A 15,125-nucleotide genomic window follows, 5' to 3' on the forward strand; every position below is an offset into this window, starting at 1 on the left:
CCGCAGGACCGACCCCAGCCCAATGCTCATCTCAGGACGGTGAACGTGACCACCCAGAACTTCCCCGGCAGCGGCATCTACGACCGCACGAGCGCGGCCGAGGCCCGCTACGTCGTGCCTCGCTTCGTCGAGCGCACCTCCCAGGGCGTCCGCGAGTACGACCCCTACGCGAAGCTCTTCGAGGAGCGCGTGATCTTCCTCGGGGTGCAGATCGACGACGCCTCCGCCAACGACGTCATGGCGCAGCTGCTGTGCCTGGAGTCGATGGACCCGGACCGCGACATCTCGGTCTACATCAACAGCCCCGGCGGCTCCTTCACGGCGCTGACGGCCATCTACGACACGATGCAGTTCGTGAAGCCCGACATCCAGACGGTCTGCATGGGCCAGGCGGCCTCCGCCGCGGCCGTGCTGCTCGCCGCCGGCACCCCCGGCAAGCGGATGGCGCTGCCGAACGCCCGCATCCTGATCCACCAGCCGTACAGCGAGACCGGCCGTGGCCAGGTCTCGGACCTGGAGATCGCCGCCAACGAGATCCTGCGGATGCGGGCCCAGCTGGAGGAGATGCTGGCCAAGCACTCCAGCACCCCGATCGAGAAGATCCGCGACGACATCGAGCGCGACAAGATCCTCACGGCCGAGGAGGCCCTCTCCTACGGTCTGGTCGACCAGATCGTCTCGACCCGCAAGGGCTCGTCGGTCGCGGTCTGACGCCAGGCAGGGCATTCTGCGACAAGAAGTCCCCTCTTGGAGCCACCGGGTTGTGCAGGTCACGGCCCAGTAGCTCCAAGGGGGGCCCGCACTGGGGGCGCGGCAAGGTACCGTCGATAGGCAAGCACCAGGACTCGTCGAACTGGCGGGACCCAGGCGAAGGGGAAGCACCTCGTGGCACGCATCGGTGACGGCGGCGATCTGCTCAAGTGCTCATTCTGCGGAAAGAGCCAGAAGCAGGTGAAGAAGCTCATCGCAGGACCCGGTGTGTACATCTGCGACGAGTGCATCGATCTCTGCAACGAGATCATCGAGGAGGAACTCGCCGAGTCCTCCGAGGTGCGGTGGGAGGACCTGCCGAAGCCGCGCGAGATCTACGAGTTCCTCGAGAGCTATGTCGTCGGCCAGGAGCCGGCGAAGAAGGCGCTCTCCGTCGCGGTGTACAACCACTACAAGCGCGTGCAGGCGGGTGAGAACGGCGGCGGGCGCGGCCACGACGACGGCATCGAGCTCGCCAAGTCCAACATCCTGCTGCTCGGCCCCACGGGCTCCGGCAAGACCCTGCTCGCCCAGACGCTCGCCCGCATGCTGAACGTGCCGTTCGCCATCGCGGACGCCACGGCGCTCACCGAGGCCGGGTACGTCGGCGAGGACGTCGAGAACATCCTGCTCAAGCTGATCCAGGCGGCCGACTACGACGTCAAGAAGGCCGAGACGGGGATCATCTACATCGACGAGATCGACAAGGTCGCCCGCAAGAGCGAGAACCCGTCGATCACCCGGGACGTCTCCGGCGAGGGCGTGCAGCAGGCCCTGCTGAAGATCCTGGAAGGCACCACGGCCTCGGTGCCGCCGCAGGGCGGGCGCAAGCACCCGCACCAGGAGTTCATCCAGATCGACACCACCAACGTGCTCTTCATCGTGGGCGGTGCCTTCGCGGGTCTGGAGAAGATCATCGAGTCCCGGGCCGGTGCCAAGGGCATCGGCTTCGGCGCGACGATCCGCTCCAAGCGCGAGATCGACTCCGCGGACCAGTTCTCCGAGGTCATGCCGGAGGACCTGGTGAAGTTCGGCATGATCCCCGAGTTCATCGGCCGTCTGCCGGTCATCACCAGCGTGCACAACCTCGACCGCGAGGCGCTGCTGCAGATCCTGGTCGAGCCGCGCAACGCCCTGGTCAAGCAGTACCAGCGGCTCTTCGAGCTCGACGGCGTCGAGCTCGAGTTCGAGCGCGGCGCCCTGGAGGCCATCGCCGACCAGGCCATCCTCCGCCAGACCGGCGCCCGGGGTCTGCGCGCCATCATGGAGGAGGTGCTGATGTCGGTGATGTACGAGGTGCCCTCCCGCAAGGACGTCGCCCGCGTCGTCATCACCGAGGACGTCGTGCACTCCAATGTGAACCCGACCCTGGTACCGCGCGAGCCCCGCATCATCGGCAAGGGCGAGCAGAAGAGCGCGTAGCACGCACCCACCCGCACACGTGAGGGGGCGCCCGGCAGCTGCCGGGCGCCCCCTCACGTGTGGTGGCCGGTTACTTCTTGACGCGGACGTCGTTCCGGAACTTCGCCGTGGTCTGCGCGAAGTCGGAGACGGAGGGGGCGTCGGGGATGGTGCCGGAGCCGGCCGCCTCCGTGGAGGGGGACCAGATCAGCAGGGCGATGGTGCTGTCGTCACCCCAGACGCAGAAGGGGGACTTGAAGACGCCGTAGTCCTTCTCGCCGCACTTCATCACGTCGCCGTCGAAGCCGGCCGGGTGCTGCTCGGCGGCGGTGCTGCCCGACAGGGCGGCCGAGATCATCTTGTCGACCGCGGCGCCGGGGTCGTCGATTCCGCCGTAGGCGCCGCCGAACCCGATCTGCTCGTCGGCGCTCGTGTAGGCGGCGGAGATCGAGGTGCCGTTCGAGATGTACTTGTCGCTGCCGGACTCGGACTCCGCGAGCTTCTGGTCGGACTTGCTGTACTTGCCGTCCACGACCGTCGCCGGCGTCGTCAGCTTGTAATCGCCGCCGCCGCCGATGCCGCCGCCGCTGGAGAGGGCGAAGATGCCGCCGCCGACGACCGCGGCGGCGACCACGACGCCGACGACGATTCCGATGACCTTGCCCTTGCCGCCGGAGGACGGGGGCGGCGGAGGGGCACCCCAGGCGCCGGGCTGCTGGCCGTACGGGCCCGGTTGGCCGTACGGGCCGGGCTGCTGACCGTACGGGCCGGGCGGCTGGGGCTGGCCGTAACCGGGGACGGTCTGCGGCGCAGCGGGCTGCTGGGGGTAGCCGTACCCGGGTGCGGGCTGCTGGGGCGGACCGGGCGGGACCGGCGGCTGCTGGGGCTGGCCGGGCTGGCCCCCGTAGCCGGGCTGGCCGCCGTAACCCGGCTGCGGCGGCGGCTGGTTGAAGCTCATCGGTGAGTCCCCTCGTTGAACTGCTGTCTCCTCGTACTCATCCTTGCGGATCGTTTAAGCGGTCTTTACACCGGAGTCGTCAGGACTTGGTAACAAGACGATGCAGATGCCCGGTTGGTCACCGTCACCGCACATCAGGCCGGAGTCACCCCTACCCGTTCCCTCCGCCGAGTCACCCTCAGATGCGCTCAGGCCGGGCGCCGTTCGGGCGCTGGGGTCGGGCTCCGGGACACGGCGGGGCCGCGCCTGCCGGTCCCGGCGCCGCCGCGCCCGGTGCGCGGGCGCGTGGGGAACCCGGGTCCGCGCGGCGCCGGCGCCCCCCCGGCCGGCCCTCGCGGCGGGCGCGCCTGCGCCGGTGCCCGGGGGCCGCCTCTCGCGCCCGGGCACCGGCCGGATTCGTTAGGGGGCCCGCCGCGCCCGTAAACTGAGCGCCGTGACCGACAACACTCAGCAGGCCGCCGCGAGCGGGCCGAACAGCGCGACCCCCGAACTGCCGACCCAGTACGCGCCGGCCGAGGTAGAGGGGCCCCTGTACGAGCGCTGGGTAGAGCGCGGTTACTTCGAGGCCGACGCCAAGAGCGACAAGAAGCCGTACACCATCGTCATCCCGCCGCCGAACGTCACCGGCAGCCTCCACCTGGGCCACGCCTTCCAGCACACGCTGATGGACGCCCTCACCCGCCGCAAGCGGATGCAGGGCTACGAGGCGCTGTGGCTGCCCGGCATGGACCACGCGGGCATCGCCACCCAGAACAAGGTCGAGCAGCAGCTCGCCGAGGAGGGCAAGTCCCGGCAGGACCTGGGCCGCGAGGCCTTCGTCGAGCGCGTGTGGCAGTGGAAGGAGGAGTACGGCGGCAGGATCCTCGGCCAGATGCGCCGCCTCGGCGACGGTGTCGACTGGTCGCGCGAGCGTTTCACCATGGACGAGGGCCTCTCCCGCGCCGTCCAGACGATCTTCAAGAAGCTCTACGACGACGGTCTGATCTACCGCGCCGAGCGCATCATCAACTGGTGCCCGCGCTGCCTGACCGCGATCTCCGACATCGAGGTCGAGCACGAGGACCGGGACGGCGAGCTGGTCTCGATCCGCTACGGCGACGGCGAGAACTCCATCGTCGTGGCCACCACCCGGGCCGAGACGATGCTCGGTGACACGGCCGTCGCCGTCCACCCGGACGACGAGCGCTACCGGCACCTGGTCGGCACCGAGATCGACCTGCCGCTCACCGACCGCCGGATCCCGGTCGTCGCCGACGAGCACGTCGACCCGGAGTTCGGCACCGGCGCCGTCAAGGTGACCCCGGCGCACGACCCCAACGACTTCGAGATCGGCCGGCGCCACAACCTGCCGTCCCTGACGATCATGGACGAGCGCGCACGGATCACCGTCCACGGCCCCTTCCAGGACATGGACCGCCTCGAGGCGCGTGACGCCGTGGTCGGCGCGCTGCGCTCGCAGGGCCGGATCGTCGCGGAGAAGCGGCCGTACGTCCACGCGGTGGGCCACTGCTCCCGCTGCAGGACGATCGTCGAGCCGCGGCTGTCGCTGCAGTGGTGGGTCAACGTCGACCCGCTCGCGCGGGCCGCCGGCGACGCGGTCCGCGACGGGCGGGTGAAGATCCACCCGCAGGAGATGTCCGGCCGCTACTTCCAGTGGGTCGACAACATGCACGACTGGTGCATCTCGCGCCAGCTGTGGTGGGGCCACCGCATCCCGGTCTGGTACGGCCCGGACGGCGAGACCGTCTGCGTCGGCCCGGACGAGCAGCCGCCCGCCGGCGAGGGCTGGACGCAGGACACCGACGTCCTGGACACCTGGTTCTCCTCCGGCCTGTGGCCGTTCTCCACCCTGGGCTGGCCGGACCGCACCGCGGACCTCGAGAAGTTCTACCCGACCGACGTCCTGCTGACCGGCCACGACATCATCTTCTTCTGGGTCGCCCGGATGATGATGTTCGGCCTGTACGCCATGGACGGCCAGGCCCCCTTCCACACCATCGCCCTCACCGGCCTGGTGCGCGACGAGCGCGGCAAGAAGATGTCCAAGTCCTTCGGCAACGTCGTGGACCCACTGGACTGGATGGACAAGTACGGCTCCGACGCGCTGCGCTTCACCCTCGCCCGCGGTGCCAACCCCGGCACCGACGTGCCGATCGGTGAGGACTGGGTCCAGGGCGCCCGCAACTTCACCAACAAGATCTGGAACGCCACGCGCTTCGCGCTGATGAACGGCGCCACGGTCGAGGGCGAACTGCCCGCGCCCGAGGAGATGTCGGCCACCGACCGCTGGATCCTGTCCCGGCTGAACGCCACGGTCGCCGAGACCGACGCGCTCTACGACGACTACCAGTTCGCCAAGCTCAGCGACGCCCTCTTCCACTTCGCGTGGGACGAGGTCTTCGACTGGTACGTCGAACTGTCCAAGACCACCTTCCTCGCGGGCGGCCGCCCGGCCGAGGTCTCCCGGCGCGTGCTGGGCGAGGTCCTGGACAAGCTGCTGCGGCTGCTGCACCCGGTGGTCCCCTTCGTCACCGAGACGCTGTGGACCACGCTCACCGGGCGTGAGTCGGTCGTCGTCGCCGACTGGCCGGCCGACTCCGGCTTCCGCGACGCGGTCGCCGAGCAGGAGATCGCGGCGGTGCAGTCGCTGGTCACCGAGGTCCGCAGGTTCCGCGCCGACCAGGGCCTGCAGCCGGGCCAGAAGGTCCCGGCCCGGCTCGACCTCGGCTCCACCGGCCTGGAGGCCCACGAGGCCGCGGTCCGCCAGCTGCTGCGCCTGCAGCCGGAGGGCGAGGCCTTCACCGCGACGGCGACCCTCCCGGTCGCGGGCGCGACGGTCGCGCTGGACCTCTCCGGGACGATCGACGTCGACGCCGAGCGGAAGCGGCTGGCGAAGGACCTGGCCGCGGCCGAGAAGGAGAAGGCGCAGGCCACGGCGAAGCTGGGCAACGAGGCGTTCCTGGCGAAGGCGCCGGAACCGGTCGTCGCCAAGATCCGCACCCGCCTGGAGGCGGCCGAGGCGGACATCGCCCGCATCACCGCGCAGCTGTCCTCGCTGCCGCAGGGCTGACGCGCCGGGGGTGGGCAGGCGTGAACGCCTGCCCACAACCCGGATCTACCCGGCCGCTTCGTACAATGTGGTCGTGAGCAACCCGCGCCCCGAGAACGACGAGCCCCTTTCCGATCCGCTGGCCGCGATGGGTCTGGGCGGCGACGAGGACGAAGCCGAGACCGACCCCGGCCGCGAGGCCGACCTGGCGGTGATCGAGGCGGGCAGCCGTACCCTCCGGGCCGGGGGACCGGTGCCGCAGGACGACGGCGTCCCGGCCCGCCCCACCGACCCGGAGGTCGACAGGGCCCTGCGCGAGGTCGAGGCGGAGCTCGCCGGCCGCTGGCCGGAGACGAAGCTGGAGCCGTCCCTGGACCGGATGACCGCGCTGATGGACATCCTGGGCGAGCCGCAGCGCTCCTACCCCTCGATCCACATCACCGGCACCAACGGCAAGACCAGTACCGCCCGCATGATCGAGCAGCTGCTGCTCGCCTTCGACCTGCGCACCGGGCGCTACACCAGCCCGCACGTGCAGTCCGTCACCGAGCGGATCAGCCTCGACGGAAGGCCGATCGCGCCGGAGAGGTTCATCGAGACGTACGGCGACCTCAAGCCGTACGTGGAGATGGTGGACGCCTCCCAGCCGCACCGGATGTCGTTCTTCGAGGTGCTGACCGGCATGGCGTACGCCGCCTTCGCCGACGCCCCGGTGGACGTGGCCGTCGTCGAGGTCGGCATGGGCGGCAGCTGGGACGCGACCAACGTGGTCGACGGCACGGTCGCCGTCGTGACCCCGATCGACCTGGACCACACCGACCGCCTGGGCGAGACGGCCGGCGAGATCGCGGTGGAGAAGAGCGGGATCGTCAAGAAGGACGCCACCGCCGTGCTGGCGCAGCAGCCCGTGGAGGCGGCCCAGGTGCTGCTGAAGCGGGCCGTCGAGGTGGACGCGACGGTCGCCCGGGAGGGCATGGAGTTCGGCGTCGCGCACCGCGAGGTGGCCGTCGGCGGGCAGATGCTGACCCTGCGCGGCCTGGGCGGGGAGTACGAGCAGGTCTTCCTGCCGCTGCACGGTGAGCACCAGGCCCACAACGCGGCCGTGGCGCTCGCCGCGGTGGAGGCGTTCTTCGGCATCGGCACGCTGCACGCCCGCACCCTCGACGTGGACACCGTGCGTACCGCCTTCGCCAACGTCACCTCGCCGGGCCGGCTGGAGGTCGTGCGCCGCAGCCCCACCGTGGTGCTGGACGCGGCGCACAACCCGGCGGGTGCCCGGGCGGCGGTCGGCGCGGTGGGCGAGGCCTTCGGCTTCACGCACCTGGTGGGCGTGGTCGGGACGAGCGGCGACAAGGACGTACGGGGCCTGCTGGAGGCCTTCGAGCCGGTCTTCGCCGAGGTCGTGGTGACCCAGAACTCCACCCACCGCGCGATGGACGTGGACGAGCTGGCCGCGCTGGCGGTCGAGGTCTTCGGCGACGACCGCGTGCAGGTCGAGCCCCGGCTGGACGACGCCATCGAGGCGGCCGTCACGCTCGCCGAGGAGCAGGGGGAGTACTCCGGCTCCGGGGTACTGATCACCGGTTCGGTGATCACCGTGGGAGAGGCCCGGCTGCTGCTGGGCCGCAAGTGACGAGCGGGAAGCGAAGCCAAGCGGATGCGGACCCTGTGCGCGAGCACCCTGATCGGTGAGTTCTTCGTGATCGGCTTCGCCGGTCTGGTGGCGATGAAGCAGCCGGAGCTGACCGCCGGCACGGTGTGGACGGTCAGCGGCATCGCCATGGCCCTGTGCGTACTGCTGTGCGGCGTGCTGGGGCGGCGCGGCGGGCTGGCCGTCGGCTGGCTGCTGCAGGCCGGGCTGATCGCGAGCGGCTTCGTCGTCCCGGTGATGTTCTTCCTCGGCGTGGTCTTCGCCGGGCTGTGGTGGGCGGCCGTCCACTTCGGCCGGAAGGTCGACGAGGCCAAGGCGGCGCGTGCCGCGCAGCCGGCCTGACCGTACGGCTGGCACCCGGGCCGAGGGGGTGCCGTGGGTCCCGGGGATCACCGGTAATGTCGTCGTACCCGCACCCCGCACATAGGAGTCACACCGTGTCCCAGCGCACCCTCGTCCTTCTCAAGCCGGACGCCGTTCGTCGTGGCCTGGTCGGCGAGATCCTCGGCCGCATCGAGCGCAAGGCGGGCTGGAGCATCACCGCGCTGGAGCTGCGCACGCTCGACCGCGCCCTCCTCGAGCAGCACTACGCCGAGCACGTCGGCCGCCCGTTCTACGAGCCGCTGGTCCAGTTCATGGCCTCCGGTCCGGTCGTCGCGCTGGTCGTCTCCGGGGAGCGGGTCATCGAGGGGCTGCGCGCGCTGGCCGGCCCGACCGACCCGATCGCCGCCGCCCCCGGTTCGATCCGCGGTGACTTCGGCACCATCGTCCGGGAGAACCTGATCCACGCCTCGGACTCCGAGGAGTCCGCCGAGCGGGAGATCAAGATCTTCTTCCCCGGCCTGGCCTGATCCTGCGCTCCTGTTCGCCCCGAATTCGCCGCTGACGCCCGATCAGCTCAACGGGCGGCCGGAAATTTCCCGGCCGCCCGAAGGCATATGCCGGGGGTTCGGGGAACCAATTCCGCCGACACGGCGTCACCATTGCAGAGGACAGCTGTGTGTTCTGATGACAATGGCGGCGGAACCCTGACCCCGTGCCCCGTCGGGCGCGACTACGATGGAATCTCCGCTCATCCGGCTCGGCGCACAGCAGCGCATCCGCCGTGCTCACCCCCACATCGCTCCAGCTCGGGAAGGCCAGACGTATCCTCATGGCGAACAACATGTCGTTCATCGGCCGTGACATGGCTGTCGACCTCGGCACCGCCAACACGCTGGTGTACGTCAGGGGTCGCGGGATCGTCCTCAACGAGCCCTCCGTCGTCGCCATCAACACCAATACCGGCGGCATCCTGGCGGTCGGCTCCGAAGCGAAGAAGATGATCGGCCGGACCCCCGGCAACATCGTCGCGGTCCGTCCTCTCAAGGACGGGGTGATCGCCGACTTCGAGATCACCGAGCGCATGCTGCGCTACTTCATCCTCAAGATCCACAAGCGTCGCTACCTGGCACGACCCCGTGTCGTGGTCTGTGTCCCCTCCGGCATCACCGGGGTCGAGCGCCGCGCCGTCATCGAGGCCGCCACCCAGGCCGGCGCCCGCCAGGTGCACATCATCGAGGAGCCCATGGCCGCCGCGATCGGCGCCGGGCTCCCCGTCCACGAGGCGACCGGCAACATGGTCGTCGACATCGGCGGCGGCACCACCGAGGTCGCCGTCATCTCGCTCGGCGGCATCGTCACCGCGCAGTCCATCCGGGTGGCCGGCGACGAGCTGGACAACGCGATCATCCAGCACATCAAGAAGGAGTACAGCCTCCTGCTGGGCGAGCGCACCGCGGAATCGATCAAGCTCACCATCGGCTCGGCCTTCGCGGTCGACAACGAGGAGCACACCGAGATCCGCGGCCGCGACCTGGTCTCCGGCCTGCCCAAGACGGTGGTCGTCTCGGCCGCCGAGGTGCGCAAGGCGATCGAGGAGCCGGTCAACGCCATCGTCGACGCGGTCAAGACGACCCTCGACAAGTGCCCGCCCGAGCTGTCCGGCGACATCATGGACCGCGGCATCGTCCTGGCCGGCGGCGGCGCGCTGCTGCGCGGTCTGGACGAGCGGCTGCGCAACGAGACCGGCATGCCGATCCACATCGCCGAGTCCCCGCTGGACTGCGTGGCGCTCGGCGCCGGCAAGTGCGTCGAGGAGTTCGAGGCGCTGCAGCAGGTCCTGGACGCGCAGCCGCGCAGATGAGTCCTCACGTTCCGTCGTACGGGTGAAGTCCCGCCCGCACGCCGGATCGTTCTACCTCCCGGGACGGCCCATCGGGCCCACGGGCTCACACGCTCTGACGAGGAAGGCACGGACTGGCCCCCGTGAGGGACACACGAGAGAGCCGGCTTCTGCTGGTACTGCTGGTGGCGATCGCATTCGCGCTGATCACCGTCGACATCCGCGGCGGTGAGGACTCACCGCTGGACGGCACCCGGTCCGCCGCGGCCGCCGTCTTCGGCCCCGTGGAGAACGGGGTCGCGGCCGCGGTCGATCCGGTGGACAACGCCGTGGACGCGGTGCGCGACTCCGGCGACCGCAGCAGCCGCATCAGCGAGCTGGAACGGGAGAACGCCGAGCTCAAGCAGCAGCTCGGCAGCAAGGACGTCACGCGCGAGCGGGCCCGCGAACTCGACAAGCTGCTCAAGCTCGCCGGCGCCGGTCAGTACCGCGTCAAGGGCGCGCAGGTCATCGCGATAGGAGCGGCCCAGGGCTTCTCCTGGACGGTCACCATCGACGCCGGCGCCAACGACGGCATCCAGCGCGACATGACCGTGGTCAACGGGGACGGCCTGGTCGGCCGGGTCACCACCGTCGGCCCCTCCACCTCGACCGTCCTGCTCGCCTGCGACCCGGACTTCACGGTCGGCACACGGCTGGAGAAGTCCTCCGAGCTCGGCTTCGCGACCGGCCAGGGCAACCGGCCGATGCGGGTGCAGCTCCTCAACGGCAAGGCCCACGTGAAGAAGGGCGCCCGCCTCGTCACCTTCGGCTCGCAGGCGGACAAGCCGTTCGTCCCGGGCGTGCCGGTCGGCACGGTCGTCAAGGTCGACCCCGCGGGCGGCGGCCTCACCCGTACGGTCGAGGTCACCCCGTTCGTCGGCTACACCAAGCTCGACATCGTCGGTGTCGTCGTCCAGGGCCCGCGCAAGGACCCGCGCGACTCGGTGCTGCCGGCAGGGCCCAAGCCCCTCCCGACGGTCACGGTCACCGCGACCCCGAGTGTGAACCCCTCTCAGTCCCCGCTCTACGGACAGGAGGAGGTCCGATGAAGCGCATCCTGCTCTCCACCGGCCTCGTGGTCGCCGGAATGATCCTCCAGGTGTGCGTCCTGGCCCGCCTCCACCTGCCCGGCGCCGTCCCCGACCTGCTGCTGCTCGTCGTCCTCGGTCTCGCACTGACGTACGGTCACGTGGCCGGCTGCCTCGTCGGCTTCGGCGCGGGCCTGCTCGCCGACCTCGCCCCGCCCGCCGACCACGCCGCGGGCCGCTACGCCCTCGTGCTGTGCGTCGTCGGCTACATCGCGGGCCTGGTCAAGCCCGACGGCGGCCAGTTGCGGTCGGCCACCCGGCCGATGCTGGTCGTGGTCGGCGCCGCCATCGGCTCCACGGTGCTGTACGCGGCGGTGGGCGCCCTCGTCGGCGACACCGCGGCCCAGCACGTGGGCCTGGGCAAGCTGCTGTTCACCGCCACCCTGTACGACCTGCTGCTCGCGCCGTTCACCGTGCCGTGGATCATGGCACTGGCCCGCAGGTACCAGGGCGACGCGCTCGGGGAGGACGCCTCCGGCCCCGGCTTCGGCGCCCGTATCGGCGGCCAGCGCTCGAGCCTGCTGGGCCGGGTGGGGAGCGTCGCCAAGGGAGGACGGCGGCTTTGAGCAACATCCCCGAGACGGGTCGTACGCCGCGCGTCACGATCCGGTTGGTGGTCCTGCAGATCCTCGTCCTGTCCCTGCTGTTCACCCTCGGCGGGCGGCTGTGGTTCCTGCAGATCCGCAACGGCAGCGAGTACACGGCGCAGGCCAACAGCAACAACGTCCAGGAAGTCGTCGCGCCCGCCGTCCGCGGGTCGATCCTGGACGACAAGGGAGTGGCGCTCGCCGACAACGAGACCCGGCTGGTGGTCTCCGCGAGCCGCACCGACCTGCTGAAGCAGAAGGACGACGGCAAGGCGGCGCTGACCCGGCTCGCCGGTGTGCTGCACATGAAGCCGGAAGAGGTCCTGGGCAAGGTCCGGCTCTGCGACTCGCAGACCCCCAAGCCCTGCTGGAACGGTTCGCCGTACCAGCCGATCCCCATCACCGACGAGGCCACCACCCAGCAGGCGCTGCAGATCATGGAGCGCCGCGAGGACTTCCCCGGCATCACCGCCGAGCCCACCGCGGTGCGCCGCTACACCGCGCCGTTCGGGTCCAACACCTCCCAGGTCCTCGGCTACCTCTCGCCCGTGACGGACGACGAGCTGACCGCCGCCGAGAAGAAGGGCCGCCCGCTGCTGCGCTCGGACCAGATCGGCCGCTCCGGCCTGGAGCGCACCTACGACAGCGAGCTGCGCGGCAAGGCCGGCGTGACCCGCTACGAGGTGGACAACCTCGGCCGGGTCATCGGCAAGGCGGGCGAGACCGCCGCGGAGCCCGGCAGCCATCTGGTCACCAGCATCGACGCACGCGTCCAGAGGGTCGCCGAGAAGGAACTCGACGAGGCGATCAAGGTCGCCCGGAAGACCTTCGACAAGGTGACCGGCAGCCTCTACAAGGCGGACTCCGGCGCGGTCGTCGTCATGGACGTGCACACCGGCCAGGTCATCGCGATGGCCAGCGCGCCCACGTACGACCCGAACGTGTGGGTCGGCGGCATCTCCGCCAAGGACTACGCCAAGCTGACGGGCAAGAAGTCCAACTTCCCGCTGCTCAACAGGGCCATACAGGGTCAGTCGGCCCCCGGCTCGACCTTCAAGGCGATCTCCACCTCGGCCGCCGTGAAGGCCGGCTACGACATCAACGGTCGCTACCCCTGCCCGTCGTCGATGACCATCGGCGGCCGGGTCTTCAACAACTTCGAAGGGGAGAGCGCGGGCTCCATCACCCTCGCCCACGCCCTGGAGATCTCCTGCGACACCGTCTTCTACGGCCTGTCGTACGACCAGTGGCTGAAGGACGGCGGCACCAAGCCCAAGAAGCACCCCAAGGACTGGTTCTACAAGACCGCCAAGGAGTACGGCCTCGGCTCGCTGACCGGCATCGACCTGCCCTCCGAGGTCACCGGACGAATCCCGGACCGGCAGTGGAAGCGGGACTACTACGAGGCCAACAAGGACTACTGGTGCAAGGTCGCCAAGAGCGACAAGCAGGACTACGCGAGCCAGATCGCGCGCGAGAACTGCGTCGACGGCTACGTGATGCGCGCCGGTGACTCCGTCAACTACGCCATCGGCCAGGGCGACACCCTCGTCACCCCGATCCAGATGGCCAACATCTACTCGGCCATCTCCAACGGCGGCACGCTCTACCAGCCGACCATCGGCAAGGCCGTCATCAGCGCCGACGGCAAGAAGATCACCCGCATCAAGCCGAAGGTGAACGGCAAGGCCCCGGCCACCAAGAACACGCTGAAGTACATCAACGAGGCCCTGGAGGGCGTCGTCACCCACGGTACGGCCGCGTGGCGGTTCGGCGGCTGGCCGCAGGACAAGATCCCGCTGCACGCCAAGACCGGTACCGCGGAGGTCGCCGGGAAGCAGACCACGTCGTGGTTCACGACGTACAGCAAGGACTACGCGATCGTCATGACGATCTCCCAGGGCGGTACCGGCTCCGGTGGCTCCGGCCCGGCCGTCCGCAAGATCTACGAGGCCATGTACGGCGTCCAGGAGGACGGGTCGATCGACAACAAGAAGGCGCTGCTCCCGCACCCCCTGAGCAAGCTGCCGAAGATCGACGCCGACGGCACCATCAAGATCACCAAGGCTGCCTGGGCCGACGTGCCGCAGACGCCCGCCGCACCGCAGGACACCGTGCTGGCGGCCGCCGCACTGCCCCCGGACCGCACCGGGTACCTCCTGTCGGGCAGGAGGCACCGGTCATGAGCGCGCACAGCTACGCGGCGCGCCGCTTCACCCCCGAACGCGGCACGCTGGGCAAGCTCCTGGCCCGGGACTCGATACTGCGCCGGATGGACTGGCTGCTGCTCGGCGCCGCCCTCGCGCTGTCCCTGATCGGCACCGCGCTGGTCTTCTCCGCGACGCGCAACCGCACGGAACTCACCCACGGGGACCCGTACTACTTCCTGCTGCGGCACATGCTCAACACCGCCATCGGCTTCGCCCTCGCCGCCGGCACGGTCACCCTGGGCCACCGCCGGCTGCGCGGCGCGGTGCCGGTGCTCTACGCCATCTCGGTGCTGCTGGTGACCGCGGTGCTCACCCCGCTGGGCACCACGGTCAACGGCGCCCACGCGTGGATCGTGCTGGGCGGCGGCTTCTCGCTGCAGCCGTCCGAGTTCACCAAGATCACCATCATCCTCGGCATGGCGATGATGCTGTCCGCACGAGTGGACGCCGGCGACCGGCTCTTCCCCGACCACCGCACCGTCGCCCAGTCCCTCGGCTTCGCCATACTGCCGATGGCCATCGTCATGCTGATGCCCGACCTCGGCTCGGTCATGGTGATGGCGGTCATCGTGCTCGGCGTGCTGCTCGCCTCCGGCGCCTCCAACCGCTGGGTCCTCGGCCTGATCACGGCGGGCGCGGGCGGCGCGATCGCGGTCTGGCAGCTCGGCGTCCTGGACCAGTACCAGATCGACCGCTTCGCCGCCTTCGCCAACCCCGCGCTCGACCCGGCCGGCGTCGGCTACAACACCAACCAGGCGCGCATCGCCATCGGCTCCGGCGGGCTGCTCGGCAAGGGCCTGTTCGAGGGCAGCCAGACCACGGGGCAGTTCGTGCCCGAGCAGCAGACCGACTTCGTCTTCACCGTGGCGGGGGAGGAGCTCGGCTTCGTCGGGGCGGCCCTGATCATCGCGCTGCTGGGCCTGATCATGTGGCGCGGCTGCCGCATCGCCCGCAACGCCACCGACCTGTACGGCACGATCATCGCGGCCGGCATCGTCGCCTGGTTCGCCTTCCAGTCCTTCGAGAACATCGGCATGACCCTCGGCATCATGCCCGTGGCGGGTCTGCCGCTGCCGTTCGTCTCGTACGGAGGATCCTCGATGTTCGCGGTCTGGATCGCGATCGGGCTGCTGCAGGCCATCCATATGAAGCGGCCCATGTCCGCCTGACCCCGCCCGCCGGGTGAACGCACCATTGCGGCCGGGCGAACCCGCGATTAGGTTCC

12 protein-coding genes are annotated in these 15,125 nt (G+C 70.1%); 11 read left to right on the plus strand and 1 reads right to left on the minus strand.

What is annotated here, in order from left to right:
* Positions 1-45 precede the first annotated feature (45 nt).
* Positions 46-711 carry an ATP-dependent Clp protease proteolytic subunit gene (locus B085_RS0100380; protein ID WP_037730978.1) on the plus strand — a complete coding sequence of 222 codons (666 nt, stop codon included), beginning with the start codon at positions 46-48 and terminating at the stop codon, positions 709-711.
* Positions 712-885: 174 nt separating this feature from the next.
* On the plus strand, positions 886-2,172 hold the full coding sequence (gene clpX / locus B085_RS0100385; RefSeq protein ID WP_018556568.1) for an ATP-dependent Clp protease ATP-binding subunit ClpX: 1,287 nt from the start codon (positions 886-888) through the stop codon (positions 2,170-2,172).
* A gap of 70 nt (positions 2,173-2,242) precedes the next feature.
* On the opposite strand, the gene B085_RS0100390 is transcribed toward clpX, so the two are convergent.
* Positions 2,243-3,109 (minus strand): hypothetical protein, encoded by an 867-nt coding sequence (locus tag B085_RS0100390; RefSeq protein WP_018556569.1) that lies wholly within the window; start codon positions 3,107-3,109, stop codon positions 2,243-2,245.
* A 433-nt stretch (positions 3,110-3,542) separates the two neighbouring features.
* Between B085_RS0100390 and B085_RS0100395 the strand changes: the two genes are divergently transcribed.
* The 9 genes from B085_RS0100395 to rodA all read left to right on the plus strand — a co-directional run bounded on the left by B085_RS0100395 (position 3,543) and on the right by rodA (position 15,069).
* Complete coding sequence (locus tag B085_RS0100395) at positions 3,543-6,179, plus strand: valine--tRNA ligase (protein ID WP_018556570.1); 2,637 nt, start codon at positions 3,543-3,545, stop codon at positions 6,177-6,179.
* 127 nt (positions 6,180-6,306) lie between these two features.
* The gene (gene folC, locus B085_RS0100400; RefSeq protein ID WP_051101927.1) at positions 6,307-7,791 is read left to right on the plus strand and encodes a bifunctional tetrahydrofolate synthase/dihydrofolate synthase; all 1,485 of its coding nucleotides are present in this window, start codon (positions 6,307-6,309) and stop codon (positions 7,789-7,791) included.
* A gap of 24 nt (positions 7,792-7,815) precedes the next feature.
* Positions 7,816-8,151 (plus strand): DUF4233 domain-containing protein, encoded by a 336-nt coding sequence (locus B085_RS0100405; RefSeq protein ID WP_018556572.1) that lies wholly within the window; start codon positions 7,816-7,818, stop codon positions 8,149-8,151.
* A gap of 95 nt (positions 8,152-8,246) precedes the next feature.
* Complete coding sequence (gene ndk / locus B085_RS0100410) at positions 8,247-8,660, plus strand: nucleoside-diphosphate kinase (protein ID WP_018556573.1); 414 nt, start codon at positions 8,247-8,249, stop codon at positions 8,658-8,660.
* Between the two features lie 314 nt (positions 8,661-8,974).
* Positions 8,975-9,994: a rod shape-determining protein gene (locus B085_RS0100415; protein ID WP_026250531.1), complete on the plus strand. Its 1,020-nt coding sequence runs from the start codon at positions 8,975-8,977 to the stop codon at positions 9,992-9,994.
* A 122-nt stretch (positions 9,995-10,116) separates the two neighbouring features.
* Positions 10,117-11,064: a rod shape-determining protein MreC gene (gene mreC / locus B085_RS0100420; RefSeq protein ID WP_018556575.1), complete on the plus strand. Its 948-nt coding sequence runs from the start codon at positions 10,117-10,119 to the stop codon at positions 11,062-11,064.
* Complete coding sequence (mreD, locus tag B085_RS0100425; protein ID WP_018556576.1) at positions 11,061-11,669, plus strand: rod shape-determining protein MreD; 609 nt, start codon at positions 11,061-11,063, stop codon at positions 11,667-11,669. The genes mreC and mreD overlap by 4 nt, the downstream gene beginning before the upstream one ends.
* Positions 11,666-13,876 carry a penicillin-binding protein 2 gene (mrdA, locus tag B085_RS0100430; protein ID WP_018556577.1) on the plus strand — a complete coding sequence of 737 codons (2,211 nt, stop codon included), beginning with the start codon at positions 11,666-11,668 and terminating at the stop codon, positions 13,874-13,876. Before mreD ends, mrdA begins: the two co-directional genes overlap by 4 nt.
* Positions 13,873-15,069 carry a rod shape-determining protein RodA gene (rodA, locus tag B085_RS0100435; RefSeq protein ID WP_018556578.1) on the plus strand — a complete coding sequence of 399 codons (1,197 nt, stop codon included), beginning with the start codon at positions 13,873-13,875 and terminating at the stop codon, positions 15,067-15,069. Before mrdA ends, rodA begins: the two co-directional genes overlap by 4 nt.
* Positions 15,070-15,125: the final 56 nt, after the last annotated feature.

Source organism: Streptomyces sp. BoleA5 (assembly GCF_000373665.1).
Taxonomy (GTDB): domain Bacteria; phylum Actinomycetota; class Actinomycetes; order Streptomycetales; family Streptomycetaceae; genus Actinacidiphila.

Excerpts from the sequence above, each read along its gene's own strand:
- B085_RS0100390 (WP_018556569.1), bottom strand. The coding sequence starts at position 3,109 with ATGAGCTTCAACCAGCCGCCGCCGCAGCCGGGTTACGGCGGCCAGCCC.
- folC (WP_051101927.1), top strand. The coding sequence starts at position 6,307 with ATGGGTCTGGGCGGCGACGAGGACGAAGCCGAGACCGACCCCGGCCGC.
- B085_RS0100405 (WP_018556572.1), top strand. The coding sequence starts at position 7,816 with ATGCGGACCCTGTGCGCGAGCACCCTGATCGGTGAGTTCTTCGTGATC.
- B085_RS0100415 (WP_026250531.1), top strand. The coding sequence starts at position 8,975 with ATGTCGTTCATCGGCCGTGACATGGCTGTCGACCTCGGCACCGCCAAC.
- mreD (WP_018556576.1), top strand. The coding sequence starts at position 11,061 with ATGAAGCGCATCCTGCTCTCCACCGGCCTCGTGGTCGCCGGAATGATC.
- rodA (WP_018556578.1), top strand. The coding sequence starts at position 13,873 with ATGAGCGCGCACAGCTACGCGGCGCGCCGCTTCACCCCCGAACGCGGC.